Genomic DNA, 13,126 nt, shown 5'->3' on the forward strand with positions numbered 1-13,126 from the left:
CGTATTCAGGTGGAGCATCCGGTTACCGAGATGATCACCGGCGTGGACCTCATCAAAGAGCAGCTGCGTATTGCTGCCGGTCAGCCGCTCTCCATCAGACAGGAAGATGTGGTGGTGAAAGGCCATGCGGTGGAGTGCCGTATCAACGCCGAAGACCCGAACACCTTCCTGCCGAGCCCGGGTAAAATCACCCGTTTCCACGCGCCAGGCGGTTTTGGCGTGCGCTGGGAGTCCCATATTTACGCCGGTTACACCGTACCGCCGTACTATGACTCCATGATCGGCAAGCTTATCTGCTTTGGCGAAACCCGTGACGTGGCGATTGCCCGCATGAAGAACGCCCTGCAGGAGCTCATCATCGACGGCATCAAAACCAACGTGGATCTGCAGACCCGTATCATGAACGACGAGAAGTTCCAGCAGGGTGGCACCAACATCCACTATCTGGAGAAGAAACTCGGTCTGAACGAGAAGTAAGCCCGTTTTTAGCGCTAAAAGGCCGGATATTCCGGCCTTTTTTTATTTCTGGGGATTAGAAAGCCCCATAAGGTACAATCCCCGCTTTCTTCATCCACAAGGGACAAATATGGACACGCGTTTTGTTCAGGCCCACAAAGAGGCGCGCTGGGCGCTGTGGCTGACCCTTCTTTATCTTGCTGCATGGTTAGTAACTGCTTACTTACCTGATTCCACCCTGGGCATAACCGGTTTGCCCCACTGGTTTGAAATGGCCTGTCTCCTGATGCCATTAGTGTTTATCCTGCTCTGCTGGGCGATGGTGCGTATTGTCTTCCGCGATATTTCTCTGGAGGATACAGATGCATCCTGAAGTCATCATTCCACTGATTGCCTACATGCTTATTGTCTTCGGCCTGTCGGTTTATGCCATGCGCCAGCGTAAGGCAGGCACGTTCCTGACGGAATATTTTTTGGGCAGCCGTTCGATGGGCGGCATGGTGCTGGCCATGACCCTGACAACCTCGTACATCAGTGCCAGCTCCTTTATTGGCGGACCGGGGGCGGCCTATAAATATGGCCTCGGCTGGGTATTGCTGGCGATGATACAGGTACCGACCATCTGGCTATCGCTGGGCGTGCTGGGTAAAAAATTTGCCATACTTGCCCGCCGCTACAATGCCATCACCCTCAACGATATGCTGCTGGCACGTTACCAGAGCCGTCTGCTGGTATGGGTGGCGAGTATCAGCTTACTGGTCGCCTTTGTCGGCGCTATTGCCGTGCAGTTTATTGGCGGTGCACGTCTGCTGGAGACGGCTGCCGGCATTAAGTACGAATCAGGCCTGCTTATCTTTGGCATCAGTATTGCCCTCTATACGGCCTTTGGCGGCTTTCGCGCCAGCGTACTCAACGACACCATGCAGGGTATGGTGATGTTGATTGGCACCCTCGTACTGCTGGTTGGCGTCGTCTATGCGGCAGGCGGCCTGCACAGTGCAGTGGATAAATTGCAGCACATTGACCCGCAGCTGGTCTCCCCTCAGGGTGGTGATGGTATTCTTACGCCTGCCTTTATGACCTCATTCTGGGTGCTGGTCTGTTTCGGTGTGATCGGCCTTCCTCATACCGCCGTGCGCTGCATCTCCTATAAGGACAGCAAAGCCGTTCACCGGGGCATTATCATCGGCACGATAGTAGTGACCCTGCTGATGCTGGGAATGCATCTCGCTGGGGCGCTGGGCCGTGCGGTGATACCGGATTTAAAAGTGCCTGACCTGGTCATCCCTACATTAATGGTAAAGGTGCTGCCGCCTCTTGCCGCAGGGATCTTTCTGGCCGCGCCTATGGCCGCTATTATGTCTAATGTGAATGCGCACCTTTTGCAGGCATCCGCGACGATCATTAAAGATCTCTGGCTCAATTCCCGACCAGAACAGATCCACAATGAGCTGCGCCTGAAGCGTATTTCTATGGCCATCACCCTTATTCTGGGGATCTTTATGATGCTGGCCGCATGGCATCCGCCTGAAATGATCATCTGGCTAAACCTGCTGGCTTTTGGCGGACTGGAAGCCGTCTTCCTGTGGCCGCTGGTGCTGGGCCTCTACTGGGAACGTGCAAATGCAACCGGGGCGCTGAGCAGCATGTTTACCGGCGGTATCCTGTATGCCGTCCTGGCCACCTGGAATATACATTTTCTTGGACTGCACCCTATCGTGCCGTCACTGGTTTTAAGTTTGTTGGCCTTTTTCGTCGGAAACCGTTTTGGTCGGCCCGCCGCACAAACCAACGCCCTTTCTCTGAACTAACAAAGAGTTTCTTATGCCGTGGATCCAACTGAAGTTAAATACGACTGGCGCAAATGCCGAAGAACTGAGCGACGCGTTAATGGAAGCGGGTTCTGTCTCCATTACCTTCCAGGACACGCACGATACGCCGGTGTTTGAGCCGCTGCCGGGTGAAACGCGTCTGTGGGGCGATACTGATGTTATCGGCCTGTTTGATGCAGAGACCGACATGAGCGACGTCGTCGCGATGCTGGAACAGCATCCGTTGCTGGGCACGGGTTTCGTGCATAAGATCGAACAGATCGAAGATAAGGACTGGGAGCGCGAGTGGATGGAAAACTTCCATCCAATGCAGTTTGGTAAGCGCCTTTGGATATGCCCAAGCTGGCGCGACGTTCCGGATGAAAACGCCGTCAATGTGATGCTCGATCCAGGTCTGGCCTTCGGTACAGGTACACACCCAACGACCTCGCTGTGTCTGCAATGGCTGGATGGACTCGATTTAACCGGCAAGACCGTTATTGATTTCGGCTGCGGCTCCGGCATCCTGGCTATTGCAGCGCTGAAGCTGGGCGCGGCGAAAGCGATAGGTATTGATATCGATCCCCAGGCAATCCAGGCAAGCCGTGACAACGCCGAGCGTAATGGCGTGTCCGACCGTCTGGCACTTTATCTGCCTCAGGATCAACCCGAGGCAATGCAAGCGGATGTGGTCGTAGCAAATATTCTGGCAGGGCCGTTGCGCGAGCTGGCACCCCTGATTAGCGTGCTGCCCGTTTCAGGCGGTCTGTTGGGCCTCTCCGGTATCCTTGCCAGCCAGGCGGAAGACGTCTGCCAGGCCTACCGCGATAACTTCACCCTCGATGCCGTCGTGGAAAAAGAAGAGTGGTGCCGGATTACCGGTCAGAAACGCTGAATGCTCCCGCCCTGAGAGGCACGTGATTCATTGACCGTAATAATCTTTCTGAAGGCGAAATTGAGAGTAAGATCTCATTTTCGCCTTCTTTTTTGTCTATTAAAACAGCAAATTATCCCGATTATCACCGCCTGAACGAAGAAAAAATGAGAAGTTTAAGGAAATTATATTTGTTCATAATTTCGCCCATCAAAACTAACAGAATGATTTATAAGAAAATATAATTCATCGCTCCGGCTTTAGCGTGCATTCATTGATCTGCGACAGTGGATTGCTCAAAGTTTGGCCTTTCATCTCGTGCAAAAAATGCGTAAGATACGCCGCCTTGCAGTCACAGTATGGTCATTTCTTAACTCATGCGCATCGGACACCACCAGCTTAGAAATCGCCTGATCGCAGCGCCCATGGCTGGCATTACTGACAGACCATTTCGGACGTTGTGCTACGAGATGGGGGCAGGTTTAACCGTATCCGAGATGATGTCGTCTAACCCTCAGGTGTGGGAAAGCGACAAGTCCCGACTGCGGATGGTGCATGTAGATGAGCCAGGTATTCGCACCGTGCAAATTGCAGGGAGCGATCCGGATGAGATGGCGGATGCCGCCCGCATTAATGTGGAAAGCGGTGCCCAGATTATTGATATCAATATGGGCTGTCCGGCTAAGAAAGTGAATCGCAAGCTTGCGGGCTCCGCCCTGCTGCAACACCCGGATTTGGTGAAGTCTATCCTGACCGGCGTGGTAAAAGCGGTGGACGTGCCCGTCACGCTCAAGATTCGCACTGGCTGGGCTCCGGAACATCGTAACTGCGTAGAGATTGCCCAACTGGCTGAAGACTGTGGCATTCAGGCTCTGACCATTCATGGACGCACCCGCGCCTGTTTGTTCAATGGAGACGCTGAGTACGACAGCATTCGGGCAGTTAAGCAGAAAGTTTCCATTCCGATTATCGCGAATGGTGACATCACTGACCCGCTTAAAGCCAGAGCTGTACTCGACTATACGGGGGCTGATGCCCTGATGATAGGCCGTGCAGCTCAGGGAAGACCCTGGATCTTTCGGGAAATCCAGCATTATCTGGACACTGGGGAGCTGCTTGCTCCGCTGCCTTTGGCAGAAGTAAAGCGCTTGCTTTGTGCGCACGTTCGGGAGTTGCATGACTTTTACGGTCAGGCAAAAGGTTACCGAATTGCGCGCAAACACGTCTCCTGGTATCTCCAGGAGCATGCTCCAAATGACCAGTTTCGGCGCACATTCAACGCCCTTGAGGACGCCAGCGAACAGCTGGAGGCGTTGGAGGCATACTTCGAAAATTTTGCGTAAACAGAAATAAAGAGCTGACAGAACTATGTTCGAACAACGCGTAAATTCTGACGTACTGACCGTTTCTACCGTTAACTCTCAGGATCAGGTAACCCAAAAACCTCTGCGTGACTCGGTAAAGCAGGCACTGAAGAACTATTTTGCTCAACTGAATGGTCAGGATGTTAATGACCTGTATGAGCTGGTACTGGCTGAGGTAGAACAGCCTCTGTTGGACATGGTGATGCAATACACCCGTGGTAACCAGACCCGCGCTGCCCTGATGATGGGCATCAACCGTGGTACGCTGCGTAAGAAACTGAAAAAATACGGCATGAACTGATACCTGTCAGAGACTGCTTCTAAAAAGGCGCGAACCGGCATGGGGACGCGCCTTTTTTATTGCCATTGCAGCCATAAAAAACTTCTCTTGCCTCATCTTTCCCCGCAGGTGATTTCGTGTATATTCGCAACGGTTAAATGCGAGATAAGGATATGCGGAATGATTCGAAAGTACTTCTGGCTGGTTATTTTTGCCCTGTCCGTTTTGTTGCTGGATTCGGTACTCATGCAGTGGATCGAGTTTCTGACGACAGAAGTCGATAAGTGCCGAAACATGAATTCCGTCAATCCACTTAAACTGGTGAACTGTACCGAGCTCGACTGACAGCTGCTCAGGTGCACTGTCTCCTGCGTGCTCAGGGATATCTACCTGGTTGTGCCATCCCCTCCGGATAGCCGTGTCTCAGCCTTTTCGCCCAAACAAATGTAGTTAGCGTAACGCTTTTTTGTGAATGAGTTGATGACATCATGCTGGTTAGCCAATACGACCAAATCCTTGTTGTTGTATCTTTTATTGTTGCCATTCTGGCATCTTATACCGCTCTGAATATGGCAGGCCGGGTCTCCACCAGCACCGGTTGTACCGCATGGGTCTGGTTGAGTGGCGGTGGGGTGGCGATGGGCATCGGCATTTGGGCCATGCATTTTATCGGCATGCTGGCTATGGATATGTCCATGCACCTGCGCTATGACCCGCTCCTTACCGCCCTCTCGATGGTCATTGCCATCAGCGCCTCTCTCTTTGCGCTATGGCTGGTCAGCGGTGTGGACTTAACGCTGCATCGCCTGCTACCTGGCGCTTTCATCATGGGCTCGGGTATTGCTGCCATGCACTACACGGGCATGGCGGCATTACAGGTCACGCCCGCCATCGAATGGGACATGACCTGGGTTGCCATCTCTGTCATTATTGCCCTGCTCTCCTCCTTCGCCGCCTTGTGGTTGACCTTCCGCTTGCGCCACGAGGCCGCCCAGGTTGCCCTGATGCGTTTCGGTGCCGCGATTTTAATGGGTTTAGCCATCGCCGGGATGCACTACAGCGGAATGATGGCCGCACGTTTTCCGAATGATGATCCTATGGGGCATCATGGGGTTAATGGTAACTGGCTGGCGGTACTGGTCAGCGTCGTCGCTTTTTCGATTTTGGGTATTACGTTACTCGTCTCTATGCTGGATGCGCGCCTTCAGGCCCGCACCTCACTTCTGGCCTCTTCTCTTGCTGAAGCCAACCGTGAACTTGCGCAGCTTGCCCTTCACGACACCCTGACGCGTCTTCCCAACCGTGTGTTATTAGAAGACCGCCTGGATCAGGCCATCAATAAAGCGCGCCGGGAAGGTAATTTTTTTGCGCTGATGTTTATGGATCTGGATGGCTTTAAAACGGTTAATGACGCTTACGGTCACGATGTCGGAGATAAACTGCTCATTGCGGTGGCCGAGCGGCTTAAGCAGCAACTTAACGGGCAGTACACGCTGGCGCGCATGGGCGGAGACGAGTTCGTCCTGCTCACGGAGGTCACTGCGCCTGATGAAGCTGCAACCCTTGCAGCTTCGCTGGTACGAATCATTGATAAGCCCTTTAATATTGACCCCTACGATATGATGGTCACCCTGAGCGTCGGCATCGCCCTCTACCCGCATGATGGTAAAAACGAACGTGAACTCATGTTTAACGCTGATGCGGCGATGTATCACACCAAGCACATGGGGCGTAACGGCTATCACTTCTTCCAGCCGTCGATGAATACTCTTGCGCAAACACAGCTTCAGTTGATGAATGATTTATGGCTTGCAACCGAGCGTAAAGAGTTCCGCCTTGTTTATCAGCCAAAGTTTCAGGCTCCCGCAGGACCCATTATCGGTTTTGAAGCTCTTTTGCGCTGGCAGCATCCGAAACTCGGCCTGCTCGCCCCTGACACCTTCCTGCCCCTGGCGGAAAAAACAGGGTTGATTGTGCCTTTGGGAAACTGGGTCATTGACGAAGCCTGCCGGCAACTGAGTGAATGGCGCCAGCAGGGCAATACTGACTGGTCCGTGGCGGTGAATCTCTCAACACTCCAGTTTGAGCAGCCTTCACTGGTTCAAACCATCATGGACAGCCTGAATAAGCACAATGTTCCGCCGGATACCTTAATTCTGGAAGTCACCGAAACCACGGCGATGACCAATCCCGATGAGAGCGTACGCGTGCTGACATTATTAACAGAAGCTGGCGTACAGGCCTCTATAGATGACTTTGGTACAGGCTATTCCAGCCTGCTCTACCTTAAGCGCCTGCCGGCATGCGAACTTAAAATTGACAGAGCTTTCGTGCGTGAGCTGAGTAGTGAAGGGGATGATGCAACCATTGTTTCTGCCATTGTTGCGCTGGCCAAAACCTTGAATTTAAAAATAGTGGCTGAAGGGGTTGAGACAACGGAGCAACAGGCCTTTCTTACCGAACTGGGTTGTAACACCCTGCAAGGTTATCTTCTGGGCAGGCCGGTATCAGCAGAGGTCATCAGCGCAAAGGGTAATGCATTATATTCGTCACGACCTTCCGCATAAATAATACGGCATAATTAAATGGCGAATTAATACCTCTTTTTAATGTCCCGCATGTTTCCTGTAAACATGCGGCACCATTTAAAGCGGTAATTTTAGTAAAATCAACGAATCGGAAATAAACGCATCCTCTAATACTCAGATTAATCTATATAAGGCGGCATTTAATTTTTATAAACTTCATTATTTCTACATGATGTAGCCTGTTTCCGTTTTTTCTCTCCATGATTTTTACATTGTTCATACTTTGAGATTATTGATCTAAGGTATTTCCATCCTGCTGAATGGTAAAATCAGGCTTCGATTCTGGACTGGTATCGCATGAGTAGATATCAGGATCGTGATTATCAGAGGTAAGATGATGAAAAAATTCATTTCAGTTGCACTGCTCACTGCATTACTGGCAGGTTGTGCACATGATTCGCCCTGCGTACCGACTTATGATGATCAAGGTCGTCTGGTGCATACCAATACCTGTATGAAGGGCACAACCCAGGATAACTGGGAGACCGCAGGTGCTATCGCCGGTGGCGCAGCAGCTCTTGCGGGGCTGACGCTCGGTATCGTCGCCCTGACCAAATAGGGCTCGTCATTCATAAAAGCGCGGGCTTACCGCGCTTTGCGTTATTACGGTGCAAAAAACGGTTCCCGCCTCTATTTTTAGCCTCACAAAAGAGCACTGGCAAAAAAGTTATCTTAATTAATGTTATTCCTGCGCACCAGTTTTTAACTTCTCTCTTTAATACGTGATGTGATTCACAAAGTAATTCGATTCTCTCTTTGCTTATATTAACCCAGGAAACTTGTTTACTGGCGCATCCGCCTTAATGAAAATATTTTGCTCTGTTTTGTGGCACAGGTTGAAGTTTTGCACCACGCCAGGGCGTTTGGTTTATTTTTTCCTGTCTACACTCTCACTATTACGCCTGCGAACTCAGATATTTCCGCATTCGTAAAACTGGCACTGCCTTTGCTTTAAGGAGTATGGCCAAAGCCACAGACAGGTCTCAGGCGTTTCCCTAACGCCTTATATAACGATAATTTTAGCCACACAGGATGCATTATGAAAAAGATGATGATTGCCAGCCTGGCCGCTGCCGGTGCGCTGTTTGCTGTTGTTAATCAGGCGCATGCGGGAGCAACTCTGGATGCTGTAAAAAAGAAAGGTTTCGTACAATGCGGTATCAGTGATGGCCTGCCTGGCTTCTCTTATGCAGACGCTAACGGCAAGTTCACCGGTATTGATGTGGACGTTTGCCGCGGCGTGGCCGCAGCCCTGTTCGGCGATGATACGAAAGTTAAATACACGCCGCTGACGGCAAAAGAGCGCTTCACCGCGCTGCAATCGGGTGAAGTAGATATGCTCTCCCGTAATACCACCTGGACCTCTTCACGCGATGCTGGCATGGGCATGTCCTTCACCGGTGTAACCTATTATGACGGTATCGGCTTCCTGACCCATAACAAGGCAGGCCTTAAGAGCGCGAAAGAGCTGGATGGCGCAACCGTTTGTATCCAGGCCGGTACCGATACCGAGCTGAACGTGGCGGATTATTTTAAATCCAACAACATGAAATACACGCCAGTGACCTTTGACCGTTCTGATGAATCCGCTAAGGCTCTGGAATCAGGCCGCTGCGACACGCTGGCTTCCGATCAGTCTCAACTTTATGCGCTGCGTATCAAGTTGAGCAACCAGGATGAGTGGATTGTCCTGCCAGAAGTTATCTCTAAGGAGCCGTTGGGACCAGTAGTGCGTCGCGGCGATGATGAGTGGTTCTCTGTCGTCCGCTGGACCCTCTTCGCCATGCTGAACGCCGAAGAAATGGGGGTTAACTCGAAAAACGTTGATGAGAAAGCGGCCAATCCTGCGACACCAGACATGGCCCATCTGCTGGGCAAAGAGGGTGACTTTGGTAAGGATCTGAAACTTGATAACAAGTGGGCCTACAACATCATCAAGAAAGTGGGCAACTATGCAGAAATCTTCGAGCGCAATGTAGGCTCTGAGAGTGCACTGAAAATTAAACGTGGCCAGAACAATCTCTGGAACAACGGCGGGATTCAGTACGCTCCGCCAGTACGTTAATACGTCAGCGTTGTTACGGGTGCCATAACAGTATGGCACCCTGCTCAGAGTCATGGCTACCGAGGTTTTCTTATGTCCCAACGCCGCCCAACCGTTAAAGGATCGCTCTCCTTTTCTAACCCTGCGGTTCGTGCCTGGCTGTTTCAAGTCATCGCGATTGTGGCTGTCATCAGCATCGCGATCTATTTGATACATAACACCGTTACTAACCTGAATAATCGTGGTATCACCTCCGGGTTTGGTTTTCTTGACCGAGCCGCCGGCTTTGGCATTGTTCAGCATCTGATTGATTACGAACAGGGTGATACCTATGGTCGGGTATTCTTCGTAGGTCTGCTTAATACACTGCTGGTTTCGGCGCTGTGTATTGTTTTTGCCTCCTTTATAGGCTTTTTCCTGGGCCTGGCTCGCCTGTCTGAAAACTGGCTGCTGCGTAAGCTATCAACAATTTATATCGAGACGTTTCGTAACATTCCGCCGTTACTGCAAATTTTCTTCTGGTACTTTGCCGTTTTGCGAAACCTTCCCGGCCCGCGACAAGCCCTGAGCGCAATGGATCTGGTCTTCGTCAGTAACCGGGGACTGTATATTCCTTCACCGCAGGTGGGAGAAGGTCTGCTGGCCTTTATTGGCGCCCTCGCTATCGCAGTGGTCATTACCATCGGGCTCTTTCGTTTCAACAAAACGCATCAGATGAAAACTGGCCAGCTACGCCGCACATGGCCAACCGCTCTGGCACTGATTATTATTATGCCGTTACTGGCGCAATGGGGATTTGGTGCGGCATTGCACTGGGAAATACCGCATTTACGCGGTTTTAACTTCCAGGGCGGCATGGTGCTGATTCCTGAGCTGGCCGCGCTAACCATTGCGCTGTCCGTATATACCTCTGCATTTATTGCCGAGATTATTCGCGCGGGGATCCAGTCGGTGCCGCACGGTCAGCATGAAGCGGCACGCTCGCTCGGAATTCCTAATCCAGTAACGTTACGCCAGGTCATTATTCCACAAGCGCTACGGGTCATTATTCCGCCACTGACCAGTCAGTATCTGAACATTGCGAAAAACTCCTCCCTGGCGGCCGCTATCGGTTACCCGGACATGGTTTCCCTGTTTGCAGGCACGGTGCTTAACCAGACCGGGCAAGCTATCGAGACTATCGCAATAACCATGTCTGTTTACTTGATCATCAGCCTGGCGATTTCCCTCCTTATGAACATCTATAACCGCCGTATCGCGTTAATTGAGCGCTAAGGAATCCTGATGACAAAAGCCATTCTGTCTCACTCGACGCGCCAGAAAAGGACGACCCGGAGTGGTGCCCTTTTGTGGGCAAAGAAAAATCTTTTTTCCAGCTGGACCAATACGCTCCTGACCTTGTTCTCACTCTGGCTGATGTGGGAGCTGATTCCGCCGCTGCTGAATTGGGCATTTTTTCAGGCCAACTGGGTGGGTTCTACCCGGGCAGAATGTATCAAAGCAGGGGCATGCTGGGTGTTTGTACACGAGCGCTTTGGTCAGTTCATGTATGGTCTGTACCCTCATGATCAACGCTGGCGTATCAACCTTGCGTTGATTATCGGTCTACTTTCTATTGCCCCGATGTTCTGGAAATCACTGCCTGCACGCGGTCGTTACATCGCCGGTTGGGCAGTCATTTACCCTCTCATCGTCTGGTGGTTGATGTACGGCGGTTTTCTCGGCCTTGAACGTGTTGAAACCCGTCAGTGGGGCGGGTTAACACTGACACTAATCATTGCCTCCGTTGGCATTGCCGGTGCCCTGCCGCTGGGGATTTTGCTGGCACTGGGGCGTCGTTCTACCATGCCTGTCGTGCGCCTGCTTTCCATCATCTTCATTGAATTCTGGCGTGGCGTACCTTTGATTACCGTTCTGTTCATGTCATCAGTCATGCTGCCGCTATTTATGTCTGAAGGCACCAGTATTGATAAGCTCATACGCGCGTTGGTGGGGGTGATTCTGTTCCAGTCCGCGTATGTTGCAGAGGTGGTGCGGGGCGGTTTACAGGCACTACCAAAAGGTCAGTATGAGGCGGCCGAATCCCTGGCGCTGGGCTACTGGAAAACCCAGGGGCTGGTGATTTTACCGCAGGCGCTGAAGCTGGTAATTCCAGGCCTGGTTAATACCATTATTGCCCTGTTCAAAGATACCAGCCTTGTGATCATCATTGGTCTGTTTGATCTGTTCAGTAGTGTGCAGCAGGCCACGGTAGATCCCGCCTGGCTTGGTATGTCTACCGAAGGCTATGTCTTTGCCGCATTAGTGTACTGGATTTTCTGTTTTAGCATGTCGCGCTACAGCCAGCATCTGGAGAAGCGCTTTAACACCGGGCGTTCAGCGCATTGAGGAACCTATGAGTCAAATTACTATGCAACCTGCAGACGCGATGATTACGCTCGAAGATGTGAACAAGTGGTATGGTCAGTTCCACGTTCTCAAAGATATCAATTTAAAAGTGAAGCAAGGCGAACGCATCGTGTTATGCGGGCCGTCAGGATCGGGTAAATCGACCACAATCCGCTGCATTAACCATCTCGAAGAGCATCAACAGGGCCGTATCGTGGTGGATGGCATTGAGCTGAATGAGGATATCCGGAACATTGAGAAAGTGCGCCAGGAAGTCGGCATGGTATTTCAGCACTTCAATCTTTTCCCACATTTGACCGTGCTGCAAAACTGTACTCTGGCACCAGTCTGGGTGCGAAAAATGCCGAAGAAAGAAGCCGAAGCGCTGGCGATGCATTATCTGGAACGGGTCCGTATCGCCGAGCATGCGCATAAATTTCCGGGGCAGATTTCTGGCGGGCAACAGCAGCGCGTCGCTATTGCACGCTCACTCTGTATGAAGCCGAAAATCATGTTGTTTGATGAACCAACATCCGCGCTTGATCCGGAAATGGTAAAAGAGGTTCTCGACACCATGATTGGCCTGGCTGAGTCAGGCATGACAATGCTCTGTGTAACGCATGAAATGGGCTTTGCCCGCACGGTAGCCGATCGGGTGATCTTTATGGATCGCGGAGAAATCGTAGAGCAAGCGCCTCCGCAAGAGTTCTTCGCACACCCCAAATCAGAGCGTACTCGCGCTTTCCTCTCGCAGGTTATTCATTAACCCTTTCTCTCACCCGGCGGCAATGTGTCGCCGGGTCGTTTCATGCTACTCACTCAGTACCGCGTTCGTTATGGCGTTTATTGCCTCATCGGCAGCGTGAGTACGACCTGTTATCAGCAAAAGAGAAATGCAAAAAGGCCATCCTTTCGGATGACCTTTTCACGTAATTGATGTCTGGCAGTTCCCTACTCTCGCATGGGGAGACCCCACACTACCATCGGCGCTACGGCGTTTCACTTCTGAGTTCGGCATGGGGTCAGGTGGGACCACCGCGCTACTGCCGCCAGACAAATTCTTTTCTAAGCGCCGAACTTTAACCTTTAAAACTGGTGCTGATACCCAGAGTCGAACTGGGGACCTCACCCTTACCAAGGGTGCGCTCTACCAACTGAGCCATATCAGCACACTTAATTTGATGCCTGGCAGTTCCCTACTCTCGCATGGGGAGACCCCACACTACCATCGGCGCTACGGCGTTTCACTTCTGAGTTCGGCATGGGGTCAGGTGGGACCACCGCGCTACTGCCGCCAGGCAAATTCTTTGTGCTCTGTACG

The 13,126-nt window shown here is 51.7% G+C and carries 12 protein-coding genes, 1 tRNA gene, 2 rRNA genes and 1 pseudogene; 13 read left to right on the plus strand and 3 right to left on the minus strand.

Features of this window, described 5'->3' with window-relative positions; all coding sequences use genetic code 11:
* From KXR87_RS22610 to KXR87_RS22670, 13 genes and pseudogenes are all read left to right on the plus strand, one after another.
* Positions 1-477: pseudogene (locus tag KXR87_RS22610) on the plus strand (acetyl-CoA carboxylase biotin carboxylase subunit); the annotation flags it as partial.
* A 109-nt stretch (positions 478-586) separates the two neighbouring features.
* Positions 587-829 (plus strand): YhdT family protein, encoded by a 243-nt coding sequence (locus KXR87_RS22615; RefSeq protein WP_437434438.1) that lies wholly within the window; start codon positions 587-589, stop codon positions 827-829.
* On the plus strand, positions 819-2,267 hold the full coding sequence (gene panF / locus KXR87_RS22620) for a sodium/pantothenate symporter (protein WP_437434439.1): 1,449 nt from the start codon (positions 819-821) through the stop codon (positions 2,265-2,267). Before KXR87_RS22615 ends, panF begins: the two co-directional genes overlap by 11 nt.
* Positions 2,268-2,280: 13 nt before the next feature.
* The gene (gene prmA / locus KXR87_RS22625; protein WP_437434440.1) at positions 2,281-3,162 is read left to right on the plus strand and encodes a 50S ribosomal protein L11 methyltransferase; all 882 of its coding nucleotides are present in this window, start codon (positions 2,281-2,283) and stop codon (positions 3,160-3,162) included.
* Positions 3,163-3,518: 356 nt separating this feature from the next.
* On the plus strand, positions 3,519-4,484 hold the full coding sequence (gene dusB / locus KXR87_RS22630; RefSeq protein ID WP_437434441.1) for a tRNA dihydrouridine synthase DusB: 966 nt from the start codon (positions 3,519-3,521) through the stop codon (positions 4,482-4,484).
* Between the two features lie 25 nt (positions 4,485-4,509).
* Positions 4,510-4,806 (plus strand): DNA-binding transcriptional regulator Fis, encoded by a 297-nt coding sequence (gene fis / locus KXR87_RS22635; protein WP_000462905.1) that lies wholly within the window; start codon positions 4,510-4,512, stop codon positions 4,804-4,806.
* A gap of 159 nt (positions 4,807-4,965) precedes the next feature.
* Positions 4,966-5,130, plus strand: a complete 165-nt coding sequence (locus KXR87_RS22640; protein ID WP_437434442.1) for a DUF2556 family protein — start codon at positions 4,966-4,968, stop codon at positions 5,128-5,130.
* A gap of 143 nt (positions 5,131-5,273) precedes the next feature.
* A complete protein-coding gene (locus KXR87_RS22645; protein WP_437434443.1) occupies positions 5,274-7,352 on the plus strand; it encodes a putative bifunctional diguanylate cyclase/phosphodiesterase in 2,079 nt (692 codons plus the stop codon).
* A 358-nt stretch (positions 7,353-7,710) separates the two neighbouring features.
* Positions 7,711-7,932 carry a lipoprotein gene (locus KXR87_RS22650; protein ID WP_437434448.1) on the plus strand — a complete coding sequence of 74 codons (222 nt, stop codon included), beginning with the start codon at positions 7,711-7,713 and terminating at the stop codon, positions 7,930-7,932.
* Between the two features lie 480 nt (positions 7,933-8,412).
* Entirely contained in the window at positions 8,413-9,438 is a 1,026-nt protein-coding gene (locus tag KXR87_RS22655; protein WP_437434444.1) for an amino acid ABC transporter substrate-binding protein, read from the plus strand.
* Between the two features lie 72 nt (positions 9,439-9,510).
* Entirely contained in the window at positions 9,511-10,692 is a 1,182-nt protein-coding gene (locus tag KXR87_RS22660; RefSeq protein WP_437434445.1) for an amino acid ABC transporter permease, read from the plus strand.
* A gap of 9 nt (positions 10,693-10,701) precedes the next feature.
* The gene (locus tag KXR87_RS22665; protein WP_437434446.1) at positions 10,702-11,805 is read left to right on the plus strand and encodes an amino acid ABC transporter permease; all 1,104 of its coding nucleotides are present in this window, start codon (positions 10,702-10,704) and stop codon (positions 11,803-11,805) included.
* 7 nt (positions 11,806-11,812) lie between these two features.
* On the plus strand, positions 11,813-12,571 hold the full coding sequence (locus KXR87_RS22670; RefSeq protein ID WP_437434447.1) for an amino acid ABC transporter ATP-binding protein: 759 nt from the start codon (positions 11,813-11,815) through the stop codon (positions 12,569-12,571).
* A 172-nt stretch (positions 12,572-12,743) separates the two neighbouring features.
* Here the strand turns inward: KXR87_RS22670 and rrf (KXR87_RS22675) are convergent.
* The 3 genes from rrf (KXR87_RS22675) to rrf (KXR87_RS22685) all read right to left on the minus strand — a co-directional run bounded on the left by rrf (KXR87_RS22675) (position 12,744) and on the right by rrf (KXR87_RS22685) (position 13,104).
* Positions 12,744-12,859 (minus strand): 5S ribosomal RNA (gene rrf, locus KXR87_RS22675).
* Between the two features lie 39 nt (positions 12,860-12,898).
* A tRNA-Thr gene (locus KXR87_RS22680) sits at positions 12,899-12,974 on the minus strand.
* Between the two features lie 14 nt (positions 12,975-12,988).
* Positions 12,989-13,104: ribosomal RNA gene (gene rrf / locus KXR87_RS22685) — 5S ribosomal RNA — on the minus strand.
* Positions 13,105-13,126: the final 22 nt, after the last annotated feature.

The organism is Yokenella regensburgei (assembly GCF_051486985.1).
In the GTDB taxonomy this organism is placed as follows: domain Bacteria; phylum Pseudomonadota; class Gammaproteobacteria; order Enterobacterales; family Enterobacteriaceae; genus CBFFRJ01.

Excerpts from the sequence above, each read along its gene's own strand:
- KXR87_RS22645 (WP_437434443.1), top strand. The coding sequence starts at position 5,274 with ATGCTGGTTAGCCAATACGACCAAATCCTTGTTGTTGTATCTTTTATT.
- KXR87_RS22650 (WP_437434448.1), top strand. The coding sequence starts at position 7,711 with ATGAAAAAATTCATTTCAGTTGCACTGCTCACTGCATTACTGGCAGGT.
- prmA (WP_437434440.1), top strand. The coding sequence starts at position 2,281 with ATGCCGTGGATCCAACTGAAGTTAAATACGACTGGCGCAAATGCCGAA.
- fis (WP_000462905.1), top strand. The coding sequence starts at position 4,510 with ATGTTCGAACAACGCGTAAATTCTGACGTACTGACCGTTTCTACCGTT.
- KXR87_RS22670 (WP_437434447.1), top strand. The coding sequence starts at position 11,813 with ATGAGTCAAATTACTATGCAACCTGCAGACGCGATGATTACGCTCGAA.
- KXR87_RS22660 (WP_437434445.1), top strand. The coding sequence starts at position 9,511 with ATGTCCCAACGCCGCCCAACCGTTAAAGGATCGCTCTCCTTTTCTAAC.
- KXR87_RS22665 (WP_437434446.1), top strand. The coding sequence starts at position 10,702 with ATGACAAAAGCCATTCTGTCTCACTCGACGCGCCAGAAAAGGACGACC.
- KXR87_RS22615 (WP_437434438.1), top strand. The coding sequence starts at position 587 with ATGGACACGCGTTTTGTTCAGGCCCACAAAGAGGCGCGCTGGGCGCTG.
- panF (WP_437434439.1), top strand. The coding sequence starts at position 819 with ATGCATCCTGAAGTCATCATTCCACTGATTGCCTACATGCTTATTGTC.
- KXR87_RS22655 (WP_437434444.1), top strand. The coding sequence starts at position 8,413 with ATGAAAAAGATGATGATTGCCAGCCTGGCCGCTGCCGGTGCGCTGTTT.
- dusB (WP_437434441.1), top strand. The coding sequence starts at position 3,519 with ATGCGCATCGGACACCACCAGCTTAGAAATCGCCTGATCGCAGCGCCC.
- KXR87_RS22640 (WP_437434442.1), top strand. The coding sequence starts at position 4,966 with ATGATTCGAAAGTACTTCTGGCTGGTTATTTTTGCCCTGTCCGTTTTG.